Origin of the sequence: Rhodococcus sp. KRD162 (assembly GCF_017168335.1) — a bacterium.
Classification (GTDB): Bacteria; Actinomycetota; Actinomycetes; order Mycobacteriales; family Mycobacteriaceae; genus Rhodococcoides.
In genome coordinates, this window is record NZ_JABFAU010000001.1 from 154,567 (window position 1) to 172,390 (window position 17,824).

Sequence of the window (17,824 nt, forward strand, 5' to 3'; positions counted from 1 at the left end):
GAATCCCGGATTTTCCACAAGTTGCGAACGATTGGTCCGATTCTTGCCCTTCCTTCGTGCAACACTGCCTCGACGACAGCGGTCGAACAGTGCCGCGGGCAGTGGAGGTTCTATGTTCGGCGTGCGGCCGGTTCTCGTGGTGATCGCAGTTCTGCTCACCTTCTCAGTGGGCGTGCCCGCCGCTGCCGAAGACATCGACACCGAAAATCTTGCACCGAGCCATCCGGCGCGGATCGAGAACCGAATCGATACCGGCCCGACGCTGACGTGGCTGTCGGTGTACTCGCCGAGTATGGATCAAACCATCGAGGTGCAGGTTCTTACCCCCGCGGAGCGTAAAGGCCCGCGTCCGACGCTGTACATGCTCAGCGGATCCGGGGAGAACGAACCGTCGAGCAGCATCTGGCTTCGCAAGGGCAACGCGGCGGAATTCTTCCGTGACAAGAACGTCAACGTGGTTCTCCCGCTTGCCGGTCCAGCGAGTTTCTACACCGACTGGGAGAACGACGACCCCCGCCTCGGCCGCTATCGTTTCGAAACCTTCCTGACGCAGGAACTTCCGCCGTTGATCGACGCGGAGTTCGAGGGCAACGGCAGTAACGGTGTGGCCGGCCTGTCGATGGGCGCTCAATCGGCGATGATGCTGGCCGCCCGAAACCCGGACAAGTACTCGGCAGTCGCGGCGTACAGCGGGTGCTTCTTATCCGAGGGCATACTCGGGCAAGTCCTCATGCGAAGCATCGTCGCCGGTTACGGCGGCAACGCGAACAACATGCTCGGTGGGCCCCTCAACGCGGGCTGGGCCGCCCACGACGCACTGGTGAACGCAGAAGCGCTGCGCGGAATGTCCATCTACCTCTCTTCCGCCAGCGGCCTCCCCGGTCCGCACGAGCGGTACGAGACGCTCGAAGACCTCGACACGCTGGTGATCGGCGGGGCGATCGAAGTAGGCACCGATTTCTGCACGGGCCTGCTGCGTGACAGGCTCGCCGAGCTGAACATCCCGGCCACGTTCGATCTGGGCAGCCCTGGTACGCACTCGTGGCCGTACTGGGCCGACCAGCTTGCGAAGAGCTGGCCGACGCTGGCCGCGGGGCTCGAGCGGTGAGCTTTTCCTGCTGAGCAACATCGATCATCGTAGTGGCGTGTTCTGCTGTCAGGCGTCGTCTGCGGCGCACATCGATCTTGGCTACGCTCCGAATCAGACGATAGGTGAACGTAGATGGGTCTGCAGGAGCTCGAAGCGCTGGTGCACCAGACGGCCACTGCTGGGCAACCTTTCGAGCGTGGAGCCGACGAGGCGGAGCAGAAATATCTGTCCTCGCTTGCGGCCCGGCCGAGTACGACGCTGATCTGTGAAGTCGGGTTCAATGCAGGCTTCTCGAGTTGGGCCTTTCTGTCCGCGTCGCCCGACGTGACCGTCGTGTCCTTCGACTTGGCCGCGTACACCTACAGTGCCGCCGCGAAAGCCCATATCGACGAACACTTTCCGGGCCGCCACACCCTGATCCAAGGTGATTCGCACACCACCATCGCGGCCTATGCGAAGGAACACCCGAACGTGCGGTTCGACGTCATCTTCGTAGACGGTGATCATTCGGTGGAAGGTGCTCGCGCGGACCTCGACGATCTACGTGCGCTCGCCACCGAGGAAACGGTCGTGATCTTGGACGACATCACGCCGTGGCTCTGGTTCGGTGAAGGCCCGACTCAGGCCTGGCAGGAAGCAGCCGAGGAGGGTCGAATTCTGCATATGCAGTACTTTCGCGACGGTAAACCTGTCGACGAGGTGACCCCGCCGGCTGCCCGTGCCTGGGCCGAAGGCCGCTACTCCTTCTGACGCCACGGTGTGCCCACAGATTGTGCAGATGCCCACCTGTGACGGTGGGCAAATGAATAATTCGTAGGCAAATACCCGCTACTTCTTCCCCCGCAACTTCTTCTCCAACGGTGTCGGGAAGGACGGGACCACCGCGGTACCGTTGAGCAGGGTGGTGAGACGTTCGGCCTCGGCTACAACGGCTTTCGATACCGTCGAGCCGACGTCTTCCAGTAGCTCGGTGACCAGTTCGCCGGATCCGGTCACAGCCCAACCTCCGACGATGCGGCCCCCGGACCAGATGGTCGGACCGATGTTGCCGAAGGTGTCGAACAGCGGGGCCTTGTGCTCACCGAGATACCAAGCGCGGTGCTTCCAACCCATCGGGGTGGGATCGAGCGCGGGCAGCAGCATGACGCTGGTGCCGGCAGGCTTGTCGAAGGTAGTGCCGGACAACATGATTCCGTCGCCCTCGGTCAGTTCGACCGCCACGGTGTCCAGGCCCGAGACCGCACCACGAGTCTGCGTCTTGTTCCAGCCCGTCCACCACTGCAGGTCGTCGAGCGTCGCCGGTCCGAATACTTCGAGCCAGCGTCGGGCAAGTTCGGCACGTGCCTGGGATTCATCGACGTCGGGTATTCCGTCCGGCCACCAATGATCGATCGGTGCCCAGGCATGCCGCCGAGAAGTCCATGCGCCCCGTGGTTCGACGCGCACCAATTTTCCCTCGGCGGCCATCATCACCAGCACCTCGGAGGTGACGTATCTCTTGACGTCGTACACCTTGTCGGTGGTCGGAAGCAGTGCAGTCTTCAGGCCGGGAACTGTGGCCGAGAGCTCGGCCCCGGTCGCTGTACCCATCGAGCGTAGCGTCGTCTCGGTATCTTGTTCCGTTGCAGCAAGCCAGGATTCGACGTCGTCGATCACCGGTTCGGTGGGCAAAGTCGAGACTTGTTTGACCAAGCGCGCCCGCATGGTGCGCGCAACACCGAGGCTCGCAGCGGCATGGATCATCGGAACGTCGTCGTGCGCAACGACGAACATCGTGCGCCGCATCGCCATCAGGCGGACCAAGCTTCGGCGTTCGTACATCGCGTCGCGAATATCGACCAGTCCCAGCGATCGAGCACGCGCCAACACCGAGAGATAGACCGTCGCCGGGTCGGTGGCGTGCAACGCGAGCAATGACGACACAACCTCGTCGGCAGTCGAGGCACGGGCGAAGTGCTGCGCGACGAGCCGGTGTCGCCGCTGGGCATCGGTGATCTTCACGCGATCAGTGTGACGGCATTTGTGGCGCAGGGCCGCCGAAACGGCGAGTTGCGCGCTGGTCATACCAGTAGACGAGTCCAGTATCGCTGCCGACGAGTGTCCCCGGACAATGACACAATCACACGATGTCAGTTGTTCGGGCCGGGTGGGTCTTGCTCGCCGCCGTTGCCGTCGCGCTCGGTGTCTCGGTTTCGAATTGGCCGATGTATCAAATCACCGATTGCGAACTGGGCTTGTCGATGAGTTCCGAAAGCTGCGAACAGCCGCTACTGGACTACTTCGGTTTCCCACTCGTCTTGGTGTTGGCAATTCCAGTTGTCCTCTTTCTGGTCACTGCTGGCGTGGGCAGAATCTGGATGGCATGGACAGCTACGGGTACCATGCTCGTCCTTACGGCCGTGGGCTTTTATTCAGCGGGCGGTTCGACGCCATCGCTGGTGTCGACTCTGGGGGGCCTCCCGGGGACCGCACTCGCGCTGTTGCTGACGATTGCCCAGCTGATGGTCACGTCAGCCAAGCGCCGAACCGCCTCGCATCGCTGAACGCCGGACTGGAGTCGAGTCTTGTCGGATAACACGATAATTGCTGCACCTCTGGCGGTGGCTCCGGATGATCCCTAGCTCACAGCGCATGGTGCCGCTTCTGGCGTGCGGCTGAGGCAGATCGCTGGAACATTACGGTGATCGATCCGACCACTGCCATGGGAAGCGCGAGAAAGAGCAAGTTCGTGTACGAGTCGTACGTCACGTACACGACCCCGGCAGCGAAAAAAACAAACAGGGAGACGACCGCAAACCAGGAAACCCACTGACGCATTGCTATCGCTGCCACCGTAGGTGGCGTGGCGAGCAGCAGCCCCACGACAATCAGAGGCCATACCCCCATCACGTCGACGGCGCGGTCGCTGCATCGGTAGGAACCACCCTCGCCGATCTTCGAGCACGCCATCGACACGTCGAACATTGTCAGCGACGTCCCGCCCCACGCCGTATAGGCCAACGCGGCAACGGCCAGAGCCCACCACACCGATCGCACCATGACCGCAGCCTAACCATCTCATGGGAGAGCAACGCCGAAGTGCACCCGAACGGATGTTGGATCCGATGCGCATGGTCCCTGGCGTATCACCGCCTGGCCTGCGAGACTGCGGTGAGGAACCGATCGGGAAGAAGGGTGACGACCACATGTCGCTTGCGTTGTGTGCCATCACGATCGCCGTTCTGCTTCACGTCGTGGCCGCTCGGATCGCGGTTCGTGAGAACTACGGCAACAGGTTGCCAACAGTGAACGGCTCGTATCCAGGCAAATCTGTCCAACGTGCCCGCAGCGCTCAGGCCGCCGGATGGATGCTGAGTGTCGTCGGTGCGCTCCAGCTCGGCCATCAATTCTGGCTGACCGAGCCGTGGCTGGCCCTGGGCGTCGTGGTGACGGTCCTTGTGCTGGTCAACGGCCTGCCGAGTCTGCTGGTGACCATGCTGCACAACGGCAAGCTGAGATCACAACCACAGGGCTGAAACCGTTACGACACGAACACCTTGCCCGGGTTGAGGATTCCGTGTGGATCCAGCGCCTTCTTCACAGCTCGGTGCATGTTCAACACCACCGGATCGAGTTCTTGCACCAAGCCGTCCATCTTGAGTAGCCCCACTCCGTGCTCGCCGGTCACGGTGCCGCCGAGTTCCAAAGCAGCCTCGATGATCTCGGCGAAGGCAGCCTGGGCACGCTCTCGGGCCGGAACGTCGCCCAGCGGAGTGATGAGCAGTGGGTGCAGGTTTCCGTCACCGGCGTGGGCGATGTTGGCGATCGTCGTCTCGTATCGCTGGCCGATCTGCTCGATACGCGAAAGCATCTCGGGCACATGCTTCTTCGGAACACACACGTCCTCGGTCAGCACCGGCCCCAGGCGCTCCATCGCCGGATACGCCAACCGCCGGGCCGCGAACAGCGCGTCGGCCTCCTCCTGATCGGTCGACACCGCAGACCACGTGGCCCCGGCCTCGTCGAAGCACGAGAGCATCTTCTCGGCGTCCTGGTCTCCGACGAGGCCAGGATCGTCGATCCGCCCGAGCAGCACCACATTCGCCTCGACGGACAGGCCCATGTTCTACCAGGCGTCGACGGCCATGAGGCACTGCTTGTCGATGAGTTCCAACGCCGAAGGTGTCAATCCGGCGGCGGCAACCGCGGCAACGGCACGCCCGGCGTCGACGATCGAATCGAAGTAACCGGCAACGGTCCGTTGCGGCCCCTGAAGCGGACGCAGCTCGACAGTCACCTCGGTGATGATGCCGAGCGTGCCCTCAGACCCGACCATGAGCCCGGCAAGGTCATATCCGGCAACGCCTTTGGCTGTTCTACGCCCGAGCCGCACCAGATCTCCGGTTCCGGTCACCACCTGCATGCCCATCACGTAATCGCGGGTGACGCCGTACTTCACGCAGCACAGCCCGCCCGCGTTGGTGGCAACGTTGCCGCCGATTGTCGACCAGGGTGCGCTTGCCGGATCCGGTGGATACCACAGACCGTGCTCGGCAACCGCTGCCCGCAGGTGGTCGTTGACCACCCCCGGCTCGACGACGGCATAGCGCTCGAGCCGGTCGACCTCCTTGATCGCATCCATGCCGTCCATCGCAAGCACGACGCATCCCTCGGTGGCATTCGCGCCGCCGGACAGTCCGGTCCCAGCGCCGCGCGTGACGACAGGCGCGCCATGAGCCAGGCACACCCTGACGACAGTCTGCACTTCCTCGGCACTACGGGGCCGCACGACGGCGACAGGCACCGCATACGGTGCCCATTCCGCCTCGTCGTGCTGGTACGACGCGATGACATCGGGATCGACGACGACGCGATCCGCAGGGAGAGAGTTCGACAACTGATCGACGAGCGACATGTCTCGACTGTAGCCAGGCGATGTCCGCTAGCGTCGGGCCATGGCAGTCGACTTTTCGTGGTCTCAGTTTCTGTGGATAGTCTTCGTTTTCGTCGGCGTGCCGTCGACAGCCTGGGCTCTCGTGCTGTGGGCCCAGTTCACGAAGAGTGGTGAGCGAGCGGGAGCCGGCCCGCTGGGCTTGTGGGCCACCGGATCGCTGGCGCTCGCATCGGGTTTCGCCTCGTGTGCAGGTTGGTTGAGCTGGTCTGCAGATCAACGCGGTGAGTTTCGTGGCCCGGGGCTCCCGGCCCCGAATGCGTTCCCGTCCTGGCAAGTGGCCGCATGCGGGGCGACGGTGGTGTTGCTGTGCCTGCTTGCCGCGCATCTGTCGCGATGGCAGAGGACTGGCGGACGCGTCGCTGCGCTGGGCATGACCGCTGGGTTCTCGACGGCGTTCTGCCTCGAAGCCAGCACCGACGTGACCGGTCAGTCGGGTGTGGGTGTCATCCTGTGCATGCTCGGCTGGGGGATCGGCTTGACCCTGCTGGTGCTCGTTCGGAACGCAGTCGGTGGGCTGAAACGACCGACAGCCGAGCGGTGAATCGAGTCAGAGCTCGATTCCCGTTGCCTCGACCACGCTGGCCCACAGGGCATCTCGCACGCGAGGGGAATCCCCACGCCAGGACGGGTAATGAGTCGGGCGCGGAGCGCGGTCGTGCCAGAATGTGCCGGTGCTGGTCAGTGCACGGTCGGCCGCCACGAGCCAGACGATGGTGTCGGCACCGTCCTCGGCAGTGCGCAGAATCGGCTTCATCACCGAACCGAACATCGGCATCGAATCGGCGACCCCGGGCGTAGCTGCCCAGCCCGGATGCATGCTGTGCACCACCGGATCGTCCTCGAGCGCAAAATGATCGGCCAGTTGCTCGGCCACCACCACCTGCATGCGCTTCGTGCGAGCGTAGGCCGTCATGCCCGAATACTTGCCGTTCTCGTACTCGAAGTCCGAGTTCTGCAGTGGCACTGCATACATACCGCCGCTCGAGACGAACACGACCCTCGACCCTGCGTCGAACAGCTCCCGTAATCCCACCGTCAATGCGACCGGCCCGAGGACGTGCGTGGCGAATGCCGACTCGTGTCCCTGTGCCGAGAGGTACCGTCCATCCGGCATCACCCCCGCGCAGTGCACCAGAGCATGCACCGCGGTGAGCTCCGATGCCAACGCCGCGATCAGGGTCGCCACCGAATCGAGATTGCTGATATCGCACTCGCGCACCACCAGGGAGGCGTCGGGCACCTCGGTTCGGATGGCCGCGGCGGCCGATTCGAGCCGCTCGGCCGACCTGCCGACCAGGTGCACTCGCGCCCCGAGCCGGGCCAGTTCCTTCGCCGTCGCAGCGCCCAAGCCTGAGGACGCGCCGGTCACCACCACATCGATGGGGGCGGGGAACGGCGACGGATCGGCAGCCCAGAACCGCCGACGCACCGTGGCACCGATGCGGGAGTATCCGGGAACGACTGCTCGGTCGAGGATCGTGTCCAGCGTGCGGGTCAGCAATGACATGGCGTTCTGATACCCCGCGGTAACCGGATGTATGCGCGTCCGCACGTCGGGGTCGATGCCAGAATGAGTGCATGGTTCACCCCGCCGTCTCGAACGTCACCCGCGAGATCCTCGCCGAACTTCCCGCACACCGACGCGAGACGTTCGAGTTGCGTCTCGAGCAGTGGTTTCCCGATCTGCACGACGCGGTCACCGCCGTCTACCCCGAGCCGGACGCGGTGGCGACCGCTCTGGTCGAGATCGCCGCACGCGCGTTTGCGGACCGATCCGAGGAGCTGCACCGACTCGATCAGCGCCGTCTGCTCGAACCCGACTGGTTCCAGCAGCCCGACATGTTCGGCTACGCCTGTTATGTCGACCGATACGGGCAGACGCTGCGCGGACTGGGGGAGCGGCTCGACCACCTGACCGATCTCGGTGTCACCTACCTGCATCTGATGCCGCTGCTGCAACCCAGGCCCGGTGACAACGACGGCGGCTACGCGGTGATGGACTACCGGTCGGTGCGAGAAGATCTGGGCACCAACGAGGATCTGCACACCCTCGCGAAGACCCTGCGCGGACGTGGGATCAGCCTGGTGGTCGATCTGGTTCTCAATCACGTTGCCCGCGAGCATGAATGGGCCGAGAAGGCGCGCGCCGGCGATCCGAGGTACCGGGACTACTTCTTGATCTACCCCGATCGCGCCACTCCGGACTCGTACGAGCGCACCCTCCCCGAGGTGTTTCCAGATTTCGCGCCCGGCAGTTTCACCCTCGATCCAGATCTCGACGAATGGGTGTGGACGACGTTCAACGAGTGGCAGTGGGATCTGAACTGGGCCAACCCTGCTGTGCTGCAGGAGTTCGCAGGCATCGTGCTGCACCTGGCCAACCTCGGGGTGGAAGTGCTGCGGCTCGACGCAATCGCGTTTCTCTGGAAACGGCTCGGCACCAACTGTCAGAACCAACCCGAGGTGCATGCGGTCACTCAGGCGCTGCGAGCCACCGCTCGGTTGGCGGCTCCGGCGACCCTGTTCAAGGCCGAGGCGATCGTCGGACCCCGCGACCTCTTGCCGTACCTGGGACAAGGGCGGCACACGGGCCGGGTATCGGACATCGCGTATCACAATTCTCTGATGGTGCAGGTGTGGTCGATGTTGGCAACGGGCAGTACGGCGTTGGCGCGGCACGCCTTGGCGTCGTTGCCCCCGACACCGCCGAGTGGCACCTGGGTGACCTATGTGCGCTGCCACGACGATATCGGCTGGGCCATCGACGACCGTGACGCGGCGTCACTCGGACTCTCGGGCGCAGGGCATCGCCAATTCTTGGCGCAGTGGTATTCCGGCGAGTTCGACGGCTCCTGGTCCGAAGGTCTGGTGTTCCAGTACAACCCGGACACCGGGGACCGCCGGATCAGCGGAACCGCCGCAGCACTGACCGGGCTCGGCCCATCACGTCTCGATCCCGACGGCGCATTCGGTCGAATCTTCCTGGCGCATGCCATCATTGCCGGGTGGGGCGGTATTCCCGTCGTCTGGAGCGGCGACGAGATAGGCTCTCCGGGTGATCTCGACTGGGCCGAAGAACCGGCGCACTCGGAGGACAATCGGTGGGTGCATCGGCCTCGCGTGACCGATGCCGATCGAGCAGGCCGATTCCAGCAGGGGAGCGACGCGCAACGGGTGTTCGACGGTATCGCTCGCATCGCGAAGGTGCGCGCCGGACTGCCGATGCTGCACGCCGAGGCACCGGTGGACGTGCAGCCCGAGTCCGACGACGGAATCCTCGTGGTGCGCAGGCGTCACCCCAGCGGCACCCTGGTCGCCCTCTACAACGTGACTGCGCAGCATCGACCCTTTCCGCACGCCGAGCTGATCGAACTCGGCATCCCGGCCCCGACCGAGGTGCTCTCGCAGCACGATCTGCAGGTCGACGGGACCGGGTCGGTGTGGATGCCGCCGTATGCGGCCTGGTGGGTGGTCGACAGCCCCGCTCGCTAGAACAGGCGAGTCCGTGATCTGGCTGTTACCCTCCCCGGGACGGTCGGGTCGATACGAACAAGGGGACAATCTCCATGCTGCATGCTCGGATACGAGGTCTGGTGCTCGCCGTTGTGGCGGTCTTGGTCGCCGCGATGGCAACGGTCCTGATGGGCACCGGTGTGGCGAAGGCCGATTCCGAGCTCGTCTACGTCTACTCGCCGTCGATGGACAAGAACATCCCGATCAAGGTGCTCGAAGCGGCCGGCGGCGGACCGGCACCCACGCTGTATCTGCTCGACGGCCTGCGCGCACCCGAGAACAACAGCGGCTGGCTGATCGAGACGGACGTGGAGCAGTTCTTCGCAGACAAGCACGTCAACGTGGTCATCCCGTTCGGCGGCGGCGGAACCTTCTACTCCGACTGGCAGCGCGACGACCCCAAGCTCGGACGGGTGAAGTGGGAAACCTTCCTCACCCAGGAGCTGCCACCGGTGATGGCCGATCGTTTCGGCAGTGACAACGTCAACAACGCGGTGGCAGGTCTGTCGATGAGCGGTACCTCGGCGCTGAACCTCGCCGCCCACCGGCCCGACTTCTACAAGGCGGTCGCGTCGTTCAGCGGCTACCCGACGGCCAGCAGCCCCGGATTCGCGCAGGGCATCTCGGTGGCGGTCGGCGAGATGGGCGGCAACGCCCGCAACATGTGGGGCGCGTGGCCGTCCGCGGACTGGATCCGCAACGACCCGTCCCTGAACGTCGGTGCGCTGCGCAACACGGCAGTCTTCGTCTCCTCGGGAAGTGGCTCGCCGGCAACGGATCCGGTGTTCAACCCGGCCAGCAGCAGTTTCGACCCCGTCAAGTTCGCGCAGATGGTGCCGCTCGAGACTGCGGCGGGCATCAGCAGCCGCGCATTCGTTCCCCTCCTTCAGGCGGCAGGCGGACGGCCCAACGTCAAGATCACCGGCACCGGTGTGCACTGGTGGAACCACTGGGAGCAGCACCTGCACGAGGCATGGTTCGAGACTATTGCCCCCGCGCTCGGTGGCTGATCGTTACGCTGTCGCCATGACGACTCCGAGGATCACCGTCGACTACACCGTCCTCGACTGCCCGGACCCGGCTGCTCTCGCCCGGTTCTACAGCACCATCCTCGGGTGGGAATCGGTGCGTGACGACGGTGACTGGGTGGTGGTGCATGGACCGGGCGAATTGCGTTTGGCATTCCAGCAGGCACCGGATTTCACCCCGGTCGACTGGCCGAACGAGGGCATCAAGATCCATCTCGATCTGGTGGTGGACGACATGGAGCAGTCCCGGGACTTCGTCGTCGCCGCCGGTGCCGAATTGATCGACCACGAGCACTCCTCGTTCTGGGTGTTCCGCGATCCCGCGGGACATATCTTCTGCCTGTGCAAGAGAGGCTGACGAATTCACTATGACCGACAACAACGCCCCGGTGCTCGTCGAACGCTCGACTGTGGTGCAGGCGGACGCGGCAACCGTGCACGCTCTGATCGACGATTTTCACGAGTGGGTGAAATGGTCGCCCTACGAGGGACTCGATCCGGATCTGATGCGTACGTACGCCGGTCCCGACGCCGGAGTCGGAGCCTCGTATGCGTGGTCGGGTAACCGGAAGGCCGGGGCCGGGACGATGACCATCATCGAATCGGTGCCAGGCGAGCTCGTCGTCCTGGATCTCGAATTCACCAAGCCGTTCAAGAATCGAAACGTCACGGCGTTCGTACTGGAGCCTGCTGCCGACGGAACCCACGTGACCTGGCGGATGTCCGGAAAACAGAACCTGCTCTTCCGCCTGATCGGGTCGGTCTACCCCGTAATGGACAAGCTCGTCGGATCGGATTTCGAGAAGGGACTCAGGCAACTCGCCGCTGTTGCAGAGCAGGGCTGAGCGTCCGCTCGCGCAGATCTTCCTGCTCGGTGAGCCAGCGAGCGAGAACCTGGCAACCCGTCAGATCGCCCTCGTAGGGTTCACGCGCGTACGCGATATGCCGGCCGCCGCCGGGGTTCGCCCACTCGAATCGGTGCCACCGCATCGACTTCGGTAGGTAGCCGGCGATCTCGGTGGCTGCGGTGCGGAGGCGTCGGACATCGTGCACCCACTGCGAGGGCCGCAGTCGGGTCCGAGTGGCGTTTTGGAAACTGTTGCTGCGCAGAAGTTTCCATAGCTCGCGCAGCCAGATTCTCGGAGTCCGAAACGACATCCATCGGGTGAGGTCTGCGATATCGCGAATCAGGCTGTCGTCGCTGGCATTGCAGATCATGTCGGACTTCAGGCCGATCCACTTGACCGGAATCGACTCGGGCAGAGCCGGACCCACGCCGGCGACGCCACGTCCCGAGCAGTCGCTCACCGCACCCGCGGGTTGTTGGGGATCGGACACCAGGCCCGCAGCGACGATGCGAGTTCCGTCGATCGTTCCGTCGTGAATCAGGCCGAGCACCTCGCGTACGACGGTTGCTCCCTGCGAGTAGCCGATCAGGGCGATCGGACCCGTGGTGGCATCGATCGCGCGAGAAAGTCGCCGGACGCCGATGTCTGCGCTGTGGCGATACGACAGTCCACCGAGCGCGACAGGACCGTACGAGGCCGGATAGCCCACCCACTGACCGACGAAACGATCGTCGAGTGCGCTGGTCACGGAGGCGAGCAGCCCGGTCACCCGAGGCCGGTGGTCGGAAGGGCGCGACTCCCCGGTACCGCCGACCGCGAGTACGGTGACCTGTTGCTGGCTCATGAATGCCAGTCTGGCCTGCGAACCTGAGCTCGATCCCCCGCAAACACTGAGAAATACCTGGCATTCGCCCCCGGATCACGTCAGGGCGGTGCGTACCTCGCGGAAGGCGTCGCGCAGGAGTGCCTCGTACCGGTCGGGGTCATGGACGGCCGCGCTGTTGGAGGTGATCCCGACGGTGACGGTGTTGCCGATTCCGTGGATTCCATGGGTCAGGCTCATGGCGGGGGAGAGGGCGGGAAAGCCTGCGGTGAACCGGACCGATCCGCCGCAGAAGGTGAGGTCTGCCGCGCCGCGCGAGACACTGGATACGACGGTATTGCCGGTGACTGTCGGCGGAATCGCCGTCGGATCGAACTGCGCGACGCCCCATTCGGCCAGAAACGCCGGCACATGGGTCTCTGCTGCGTCCTGTGATGCCCGGGCCGCCGTCGACAGTGGATGGTTCGCGCGGGTTCTCCGCGCGGTCAGATCCTGCGAGATGAGCAGCATGCGAGTGCGGATATCGGGTTCGGTGGGAAAGAGCCCGACGCCGACGTTGCCGAAGTTGTTTCGGGCGTCCGGACGCGCTGCTCGCGCGAGTGTCACCTCCGCGGCCAGATCCGATGCATCGCCGAGGAAGCGTTGCAGGGCAATCGATATCGCGGTGAGCGCGAAGGTGGTGACGGTGGTGTCCGAGGTCTGCAGTTCGGCCTTGGGCAGCACGATCGTCCGAATGGACGTCCGTCCGGCGGGAGCAACGTCGACAGTGGTCAGGGCCCGAGACTGTGCGGGGCGGGGAACCGACCCGGATTCGGTGGCGCGTTCGAGTGCCTCGGCATCGCGTCGCGCACGAAGTCCGCCGCGAACGAGCATCGCCACCTGAAACGGAAGGGTGGCCACGGCCCGCGCGACCGATTTCAGCTCGGCTGCGGTCGAGCCCGAGTGGCACCCGCGCGCGGGCGGGAGCCGATGGAGTCCGAGGAGATCACGAGCAGTCTGTGATGCCAGCGACCCATCGGCAGCCGCGTGCGAAAGTTGCAGCACGACAACGCCGGCCGCCCCGTCACCGCCGGGTGCATCGGTCACGTTCGGGTACAGGTGCAGATGCCATACCGACACCCTCGGATCGACCTGATGCTCGAACGATGCTGCGATGGCATCGAGGCACTCGCTCCAGGTGAGCGGCGACCGGTGGACGGAGATCGCCCCTGCGCCTGGCTGGGCTGCGGTCCACCGTGGGTAGGTCAGACGCAGTGGGCCATCGGTGATGTGCGTGCGCAACACGTCGATTCGAGCGCTGCGTTCGAGCAGACGTCGCACTTCGGTGTCGAGGTCGCCGGGCCCGCGATCGAAGCAGTACAGCAGAAATTGGTCGCTCGGAATCTTCGCCGCCATCCAGTGCGCACGCGCATCGACCGGGTGCAGACCGCAGTGGCGCTCGGAGCGTTTGTCGTCGGGTCGAACACGGGGCAGTCGAACACGAGGCACCCGAGGAGCCTATTCGCTGCGACGCGAATCCACCGGTAGCAAACGAACCGGTCATGTTCTGTGACTTGTCACCAACGATGGTCGAGGACTTCTTCGACGGCCTCGCCAGCTTCCCGCAGTCCCGGCACTAACCTGGGGTGATGAATCGTCCTCCCCCGTGCTCAGGATGCGGTGGCAGCACCGGGTGGGTGTCGTGACGCCCAGGGTCGCCTCGGGCTACCGGGCCGGTCTCCGCGCGTCCACCACCGCGGCGGCATCGGCCGACTACGTCACCGACATCTCCTATACCGAGTACGGCTCCGCGGCCTGCACCCTCGGGGTGGCGACGGACAACACCGTGTTTCTCGCCCCTGCATTCACCGTCGACGGCGTCGCAGTGTTGCGCTCATCGGATTTCGGTGAATCCTGGCGCGCATCGGTTCCGCAGGGCGCGCAGAACAGTCGCCATCGGTCGTACCTGTATTTCGACGACGTCGACGACCGGCTGTTCGTCAATGCAGGAAGATTCGACGCGGTACCGCCACACCCGCTCCGAACAGGCTTCACTCTCGGAGTCAGCGACGACCGCGGTGAAACCTGGCGTACCAGAACAGTTGCATCGAAGGCCAGGATGGCCGCGAAGATATTCGCCGGTCCGCGACGGTCGAGCCCGGGCCGGGTCACCTACCTGTCGGCTCCGACCCCGTTCGCGGTACGCGTGCGGCCCTTCGTCAACGTCACCCGACAGGTGATCTGGCGTTCCTTCGACGGCGGTGTGAAGTGGGAGATGGCCGGCGGGTTCGACATCGATCCGAAGAACATTCCCGGGCTACCGAGTCGGGAGTACGTCGCATTCGGCAAGGGCGTCGTCGGTCCCGACGGCACGGTGTACATCGGCGGCCGCTACGGTCGGCGATTCGCCGTGGCGGTCAGCCGCGACGAGGGCCTGCACTGGGATGTGCGGATGGTGCCGGGTTCTGCGCTGGCGAAGTACCACAATCCACTGCATTTTCTGCTGAGCGGTTCACGCTATCTGTTGCCCGAGTCGACGGCCGTCGACGACGACGGAAATGTCTACGTGGTGTGGCCGGACCGCGACGGATTGCTCCACGCTGCATGGTCCGGCGACGGGGCGGTGAGTTGGTCGAGACCGGTGGTGGTCTCGGCCCCCGGAGTTCGCGACGCCCGCTTCGGGGCTATCACCGCCACGGGGTCCGGGCGGATCGGTATCGCCTATTACGGACGCGAGAAGGGGCGTGCGTTCCACGGGTTCATCGCCCAGTGCCGCGACTTCGGCACCGAAGGGCCGGTGTTCGTCGGCGGTAGGTACAACGAACTCGATGCGCCGCTGTTTCCCCACGGCTTCTGTAGTGACGTCCGCGACGTTCTACTGGGTCGCTCGCTCAACGAGCTCGTTCGAGTTCACTTCGCCCCCACCGGCGACCTTCTGACCGGGGCGGCGATGCAGATGCGCGGGCGGAATCGGCAGCGCCCCTGGGCACCGCGCTCGCGGCGCACCGAGAGGCAGGCAGTACTGGGGCGGCTGGGCCGGGCAGTCGACGCGTGAACAGCCGAAAGGCCCGGCAGCGCTCTGCTGCCGGGCCTTTCGGAGCGTGCTGTGCGGTCGCGTCAGGCGACGTTGATCATTCCGACGGTGGGGAAGAAGAAGCAACTCTTGGCGGTTCCGTCGAGTCCCGTGTGGTTCACGGTGCCGAACACCGCGGCCAGGACGGTTCCCGATCCGGTTTCGACGGGCACCGCGCGGGCCCCTGCGGCGGGCAGCGAATCGATCGCGCCGATGACGAACGGCCGGACGATCTCTTTCGCAGCGTCGGGGACGCCCGAGTTGGTCAGGATCGAATCGGCGAGAGTGGTTGCCAGGCCGCCGAAGTCGGCGAATCCGCCCTGCAGCGTGTTGACGTTGAACCATGCAACCTGCATGCCGGTCTTGTCGGCCGAGTCGTTGACGATGCCAGCCGGGACGAAGGCGAACATCGTCTCGCCCTTGTCGACGGCGTCGAGTTCGGGAATGGTGATCGACGGCAGGCCGGGAAGCGTGGGGATCGCAGGCACGCTCAGCTGTGGCCACGGGCCTGCTGCTCCGCCCGCGACACCCGGAACGATGCCGAGGGGTGATCCCGGTGTCGCGGCGCAGTTGATGGCTGCCGTCGGGTAGAAGAACGGAGTGATACCGAAGTCGGTCAGCGCCTTGTTGGCAGCGTCGAGCGCCGCGAACGGATCGGCGTTCGCCTCCTCTGCGACCGGGGTACGCGAGTCGGCGATTGCCGTCGCGGCCGCAAGGGACGCTCCGCCCTGGCCCTGCAGTGCGGCGATCGCCTGAGCGAGCGGATCGGCCGGTGCCGGATCTGCCGCCGCAGTGGCGGGAACTGCGAGCAATGCCGCGCAGGAGAGCGCGACTGCGCCCGCCAAACGGCTGAGGCGTCGAGACATGTGTGACTCCTGTGACTGATGTGGCCTATGGTGTGTGTGCGCTGATATCACCACACATCATCTGGGCCTCACAAGTTCTGTTCTATTCCGTTGTTCAATCGAGACGGTTCACCCCACGTCGATTCCGAAATCGCGCACGATCCCCTCCAGGCCCGAGGCATAACCCTGCCCGATGGCGCGGAACTTCCACTCGGCTCCGCGGCGGTACAGCTCGCCGAACACCATGGCCGTCTCGGTGGAGGCATCCTCGCTCAGGTCGAAGCGCGCCAGCTCGCGGCCGTCGGACTTGTCGACCACGCGGATGAAGGCATTGACGACCTGGCCGAAGTTCTGGCCCAGGGCATCGGCATTGTGAATCGACACCGGGAAGACGATGGAGTCGACGTCGGGAGTGAGGGCAGTCAGGTCGACGTCGATGCTCTCGTCGTCGCCTTCGCCTTCGCCGGTCCGGTTGTCGCCGGTGTGCTCGATGGCACCGTCGGGGGAGCGCAGGTTGTTGTAGAAGACGAAGTAGAGGTCGCTCAGCGCCTTCCTCGAGGTGCCGAGGCCGATCGCGCTGGCGTCGAGGTCGAAGTCGCCGCCGGTGGTGGCGCGCACGTCCCAGCCCAGTCCGACGGAGACGGCGGTCAGGTTCGGTGCTTCCTTCGTCAGTGAGACATTGCCGCCCTTGGCGAGAGTTACGCCCATGTCCATCCACTCCTTTGCGTGTTCGTCCGTGCATCAGTGTTCCCCACCTTATTCATGCTCACCTTCGCGGTGCCCGAGTTGCCGATGTGGACCACGGGGGAACTGTGTGTGGTGTGAGCAGTGGGGCTGGCGGTACCGATGGGATTGTGGTGGGATACGACAAAAGATCACAAGTTAGCAGTGGTGGTGCAGTTCTGTGGGTAGGCGCGCCGCGGCGATCGAGCAACAATGGAGATTTCTGTGCAGGTTTCGCGACGTGAACTGTTCAAGTACGCCGCTGCAGGGTCCGCCGCCGCTGTGGGATTGGTGGCCTTGGGGACGACCACCGCACACGCCGAGGCGGGGCTGGGGACTCTCGTCGACTACTCGGGCGGGGTGCCGTCGGCGTCGGCGATCAAGGCGGCAGGCCATCTCGGGGCCGTTCGCTACGTCTCCGATCGTCGGCCCGATGCCAAGTGGATGATCGGCAAGCCGATGCTCAAGAACGAAGCCGATGCGCTGACCTCCGCTGGGCTCGAGGTGGTCTCGAACTACCAGTTCGGCAAGGGGGCGACCTCCGATTGGCGCGGGGGCTACGCGGCGGGCGTCAAGCATGCCGAGCGCGGACTCGAACTGCACCTGGCTGCCGGCGGTCCCACGGACCGTCCGATCTACGTCTCGATCGACGACAATCCCACGGCAGTGGAGTTCGCGACTGCGATCGCGCCGTACCTGGTGGGGTGGCAGTCGGTGATCGGGGCCGAGAACACCGGAATCTATGCCAATTCACCGACTATCGAATTGGCCTCGGTGGCAGGTCTCGGCCAATGGTTTTGGCAGCACAATTGGGGGACACCGAAGGGCTTCGTTCATCCGGCCGCTCATATTCACCAGATCCGTATAGACAAGGATTTCGTCGGCGGAGTCACGGTCGATATCAATAATGTGCTGAAGGAAGATTACGGGCAGTGGTCCAAATCCACCGCCGAGGTCCTCTGAATTGCA

18 protein-coding genes and 1 pseudogene are annotated in these 17,824 nt (G+C 64.7%); 11 read left to right on the forward strand and 8 right to left on the reverse strand.

Translation table 11 applies throughout. The features are described from left to right. The first annotated feature begins 112 nt into the window (after nt 1-112). Complete coding sequence (locus tag J1M87_RS00740; protein WP_206486770.1) at nt 113-1,108, forward strand: alpha/beta hydrolase family protein; 996 nt, start codon at nt 113-115, stop codon at nt 1,106-1,108. 114 nt (nt 1,109-1,222) lie between these two features. Continuing rightward, nucleotides 1,223-1,840, forward strand: a complete 618-nt coding sequence (locus J1M87_RS00745; protein ID WP_206486771.1) for a class I SAM-dependent methyltransferase — start codon at nt 1,223-1,225, stop codon at nt 1,838-1,840. A 78-nt stretch (nt 1,841-1,918) separates the two neighbouring features. Here J1M87_RS00745 and J1M87_RS00750 read toward each other — a convergent pair whose 3' ends face one another. Then, nucleotides 1,919-3,091 (reverse strand): winged helix DNA-binding domain-containing protein, encoded by a 1,173-nt coding sequence (locus tag J1M87_RS00750; protein WP_206486772.1) that lies wholly within the window; start codon nt 3,089-3,091, stop codon nt 1,919-1,921. Nucleotides 3,092-3,216: 125 nt separating this feature from the next. Here J1M87_RS00750 and J1M87_RS00755 point away from each other — a divergent pair, with 125 nt between their 5' ends. Then, nucleotides 3,217-3,633 carry a hypothetical protein gene (locus J1M87_RS00755; RefSeq protein WP_206486773.1) on the forward strand — a complete coding sequence of 139 codons (417 nt, stop codon included), beginning with the start codon at nt 3,217-3,219 and terminating at the stop codon, nt 3,631-3,633. Between the two features lie 79 nt (nt 3,634-3,712). On the opposite strand, the gene J1M87_RS00760 is transcribed toward J1M87_RS00755, so the two are convergent. Further along, nucleotides 3,713-4,129: an ABC transporter permease gene (locus tag J1M87_RS00760; protein ID WP_241256177.1), complete on the reverse strand. Its 417-nt coding sequence runs from the start codon at nt 4,127-4,129 to the stop codon at nt 3,713-3,715. Between the two features lie 146 nt (nt 4,130-4,275). On the opposite strand from J1M87_RS00760, the gene J1M87_RS00765 reads away from it, so the two are divergent. Then, the gene (locus J1M87_RS00765) at nt 4,276-4,605 is read left to right on the forward strand and encodes a hypothetical protein (RefSeq protein WP_206486774.1); all 330 of its coding nucleotides are present in this window, start codon (nt 4,276-4,278) and stop codon (nt 4,603-4,605) included. A gap of 5 nt (nt 4,606-4,610) precedes the next feature. Here J1M87_RS00765 and J1M87_RS00770 read toward each other — a convergent pair. Next, nucleotides 4,611-5,984: pseudogene (locus J1M87_RS00770) on the reverse strand (FAD-binding oxidoreductase). 40 nt (nt 5,985-6,024) lie between these two features. Between J1M87_RS00770 and J1M87_RS00775 the strand changes: the two are divergent. After that, complete coding sequence (locus tag J1M87_RS00775; protein ID WP_206486775.1) at nt 6,025-6,564, forward strand: hypothetical protein; 540 nt, start codon at nt 6,025-6,027, stop codon at nt 6,562-6,564. 6 nt (nt 6,565-6,570) lie between these two features. Here J1M87_RS00775 and J1M87_RS00780 read toward each other — a convergent pair whose 3' ends face one another. Next, nucleotides 6,571-7,530 carry an SDR family NAD(P)-dependent oxidoreductase gene (locus tag J1M87_RS00780; protein WP_206486776.1) on the reverse strand — a complete coding sequence of 320 codons (960 nt, stop codon included), beginning with the start codon at nt 7,528-7,530 and terminating at the stop codon, nt 6,571-6,573. Between the two features lie 71 nt (nt 7,531-7,601). On the opposite strand from J1M87_RS00780, the gene J1M87_RS00785 reads away from it, so the two are divergent. The 4 genes from J1M87_RS00785 (at nt 7,602) to J1M87_RS00800 (ending at nt 11,409) form a co-directional block, all read left to right on the forward strand. Further along, nucleotides 7,602-9,515, forward strand: a complete 1,914-nt coding sequence (locus J1M87_RS00785; RefSeq protein ID WP_206486777.1) for an alpha-amylase family protein — start codon at nt 7,602-7,604, stop codon at nt 9,513-9,515. Nucleotides 9,516-9,589: 74 nt separating this feature from the next. Further along, on the forward strand, nt 9,590-10,546 hold the full coding sequence (locus J1M87_RS00790) for an alpha/beta hydrolase family protein (RefSeq protein WP_206486778.1): 957 nt from the start codon (nt 9,590-9,592) through the stop codon (nt 10,544-10,546). Nucleotides 10,547-10,562: 16 nt separating this feature from the next. Then, complete coding sequence (locus J1M87_RS00795; RefSeq protein WP_206486779.1) at nt 10,563-10,922, forward strand: VOC family protein; 360 nt, start codon at nt 10,563-10,565, stop codon at nt 10,920-10,922. A gap of 10 nt (nt 10,923-10,932) precedes the next feature. Continuing rightward, complete coding sequence (locus J1M87_RS00800) at nt 10,933-11,409, forward strand: SRPBCC family protein (RefSeq protein WP_206486780.1); 477 nt, start codon at nt 10,933-10,935, stop codon at nt 11,407-11,409. Here the strand turns inward: J1M87_RS00800 and J1M87_RS00805 are convergent. Both J1M87_RS00805 and J1M87_RS29205 read right to left on the reverse strand, forming a co-directional pair. Next, nucleotides 11,375-12,256, reverse strand: coding sequence for a PE-PPE domain-containing protein (locus tag J1M87_RS00805; RefSeq protein WP_206486781.1), 882 nt, complete (start codon nt 12,254-12,256; stop codon nt 11,375-11,377). The genes J1M87_RS00800 and J1M87_RS00805 overlap by 35 nt on opposite strands. Before the next feature lie 75 nt (nt 12,257-12,331). Continuing rightward, nucleotides 12,332-13,723, reverse strand: a complete 1,392-nt coding sequence (locus J1M87_RS29205) for a WS/DGAT domain-containing protein (protein ID WP_206486782.1) — start codon at nt 13,721-13,723, stop codon at nt 12,332-12,334. A gap of 193 nt (nt 13,724-13,916) precedes the next feature. Here J1M87_RS29205 and J1M87_RS00815 point away from each other — a divergent pair, with 193 nt between their 5' ends. Next, nucleotides 13,917-15,269 carry a sialidase family protein gene (locus tag J1M87_RS00815; protein ID WP_206486783.1) on the forward strand — a complete coding sequence of 451 codons (1,353 nt, stop codon included), beginning with the start codon at nt 13,917-13,919 and terminating at the stop codon, nt 15,267-15,269. A 62-nt stretch (nt 15,270-15,331) separates the two neighbouring features. Here J1M87_RS00815 and J1M87_RS00820 read toward each other — a convergent pair whose 3' ends face one another. Both J1M87_RS00820 and J1M87_RS00825 read right to left on the reverse strand, forming a co-directional pair. After that, the gene (locus J1M87_RS00820) at nt 15,332-16,153 is read right to left on the reverse strand and encodes a hypothetical protein (RefSeq protein ID WP_206486784.1); all 822 of its coding nucleotides are present in this window, start codon (nt 16,151-16,153) and stop codon (nt 15,332-15,334) included. Nucleotides 16,154-16,261: 108 nt separating this feature from the next. Further along, nucleotides 16,262-16,840 (reverse strand): TerD family protein, encoded by a 579-nt coding sequence (locus J1M87_RS00825; protein ID WP_206486785.1) that lies wholly within the window; start codon nt 16,838-16,840, stop codon nt 16,262-16,264. A gap of 228 nt (nt 16,841-17,068) precedes the next feature. On the opposite strand from J1M87_RS00825, the gene J1M87_RS00830 reads away from it, so the two are divergent. After that, nucleotides 17,069-17,818: a DUF1906 domain-containing protein gene (locus J1M87_RS00830; RefSeq protein WP_206486786.1), complete on the forward strand. Its 750-nt coding sequence runs from the start codon at nt 17,069-17,071 to the stop codon at nt 17,816-17,818. Nucleotides 17,819-17,824 lie beyond the last annotated feature (6 nt).

Excerpts from the sequence above, each read along its gene's own strand:
- J1M87_RS00755 (WP_206486773.1), top strand. The coding sequence starts at position 3,217 with ATGTCAGTTGTTCGGGCCGGGTGGGTCTTGCTCGCCGCCGTTGCCGTC.
- J1M87_RS00780 (WP_206486776.1), bottom strand. The coding sequence starts at position 7,530 with ATGTCATTGCTGACCCGCACGCTGGACACGATCCTCGACCGAGCAGTC.
- J1M87_RS00795 (WP_206486779.1), top strand. The coding sequence starts at position 10,563 with ATGACGACTCCGAGGATCACCGTCGACTACACCGTCCTCGACTGCCCG.
- J1M87_RS00785 (WP_206486777.1), top strand. The coding sequence starts at position 7,602 with ATGGTTCACCCCGCCGTCTCGAACGTCACCCGCGAGATCCTCGCCGAA.
- J1M87_RS00825 (WP_206486785.1), bottom strand. The coding sequence starts at position 16,840 with ATGGGCGTAACTCTCGCCAAGGGCGGCAATGTCTCACTGACGAAGGAA.
- J1M87_RS00775 (WP_206486775.1), top strand. The coding sequence starts at position 6,025 with ATGGCAGTCGACTTTTCGTGGTCTCAGTTTCTGTGGATAGTCTTCGTT.
- J1M87_RS00760 (WP_241256177.1), bottom strand. The coding sequence starts at position 4,129 with ATGGTGCGATCGGTGTGGTGGGCTCTGGCCGTTGCCGCGTTGGCCTAT.
- J1M87_RS00790 (WP_206486778.1), top strand. The coding sequence starts at position 9,590 with ATGCTGCATGCTCGGATACGAGGTCTGGTGCTCGCCGTTGTGGCGGTC.
- J1M87_RS00745 (WP_206486771.1), top strand. The coding sequence starts at position 1,223 with ATGGGTCTGCAGGAGCTCGAAGCGCTGGTGCACCAGACGGCCACTGCT.
- J1M87_RS00830 (WP_206486786.1), top strand. The coding sequence starts at position 17,069 with ATGGAGATTTCTGTGCAGGTTTCGCGACGTGAACTGTTCAAGTACGCC.
- J1M87_RS00740 (WP_206486770.1), top strand. The coding sequence starts at position 113 with ATGTTCGGCGTGCGGCCGGTTCTCGTGGTGATCGCAGTTCTGCTCACC.
- J1M87_RS00820 (WP_206486784.1), bottom strand. The coding sequence starts at position 16,153 with ATGTCTCGACGCCTCAGCCGTTTGGCGGGCGCAGTCGCGCTCTCCTGC.
- J1M87_RS00800 (WP_206486780.1), top strand. The coding sequence starts at position 10,933 with ATGACCGACAACAACGCCCCGGTGCTCGTCGAACGCTCGACTGTGGTG.
- J1M87_RS00805 (WP_206486781.1), bottom strand. The coding sequence starts at position 12,256 with ATGAGCCAGCAACAGGTCACCGTACTCGCGGTCGGCGGTACCGGGGAG.
- J1M87_RS00765 (WP_206486774.1), top strand. The coding sequence starts at position 4,276 with ATGTCGCTTGCGTTGTGTGCCATCACGATCGCCGTTCTGCTTCACGTC.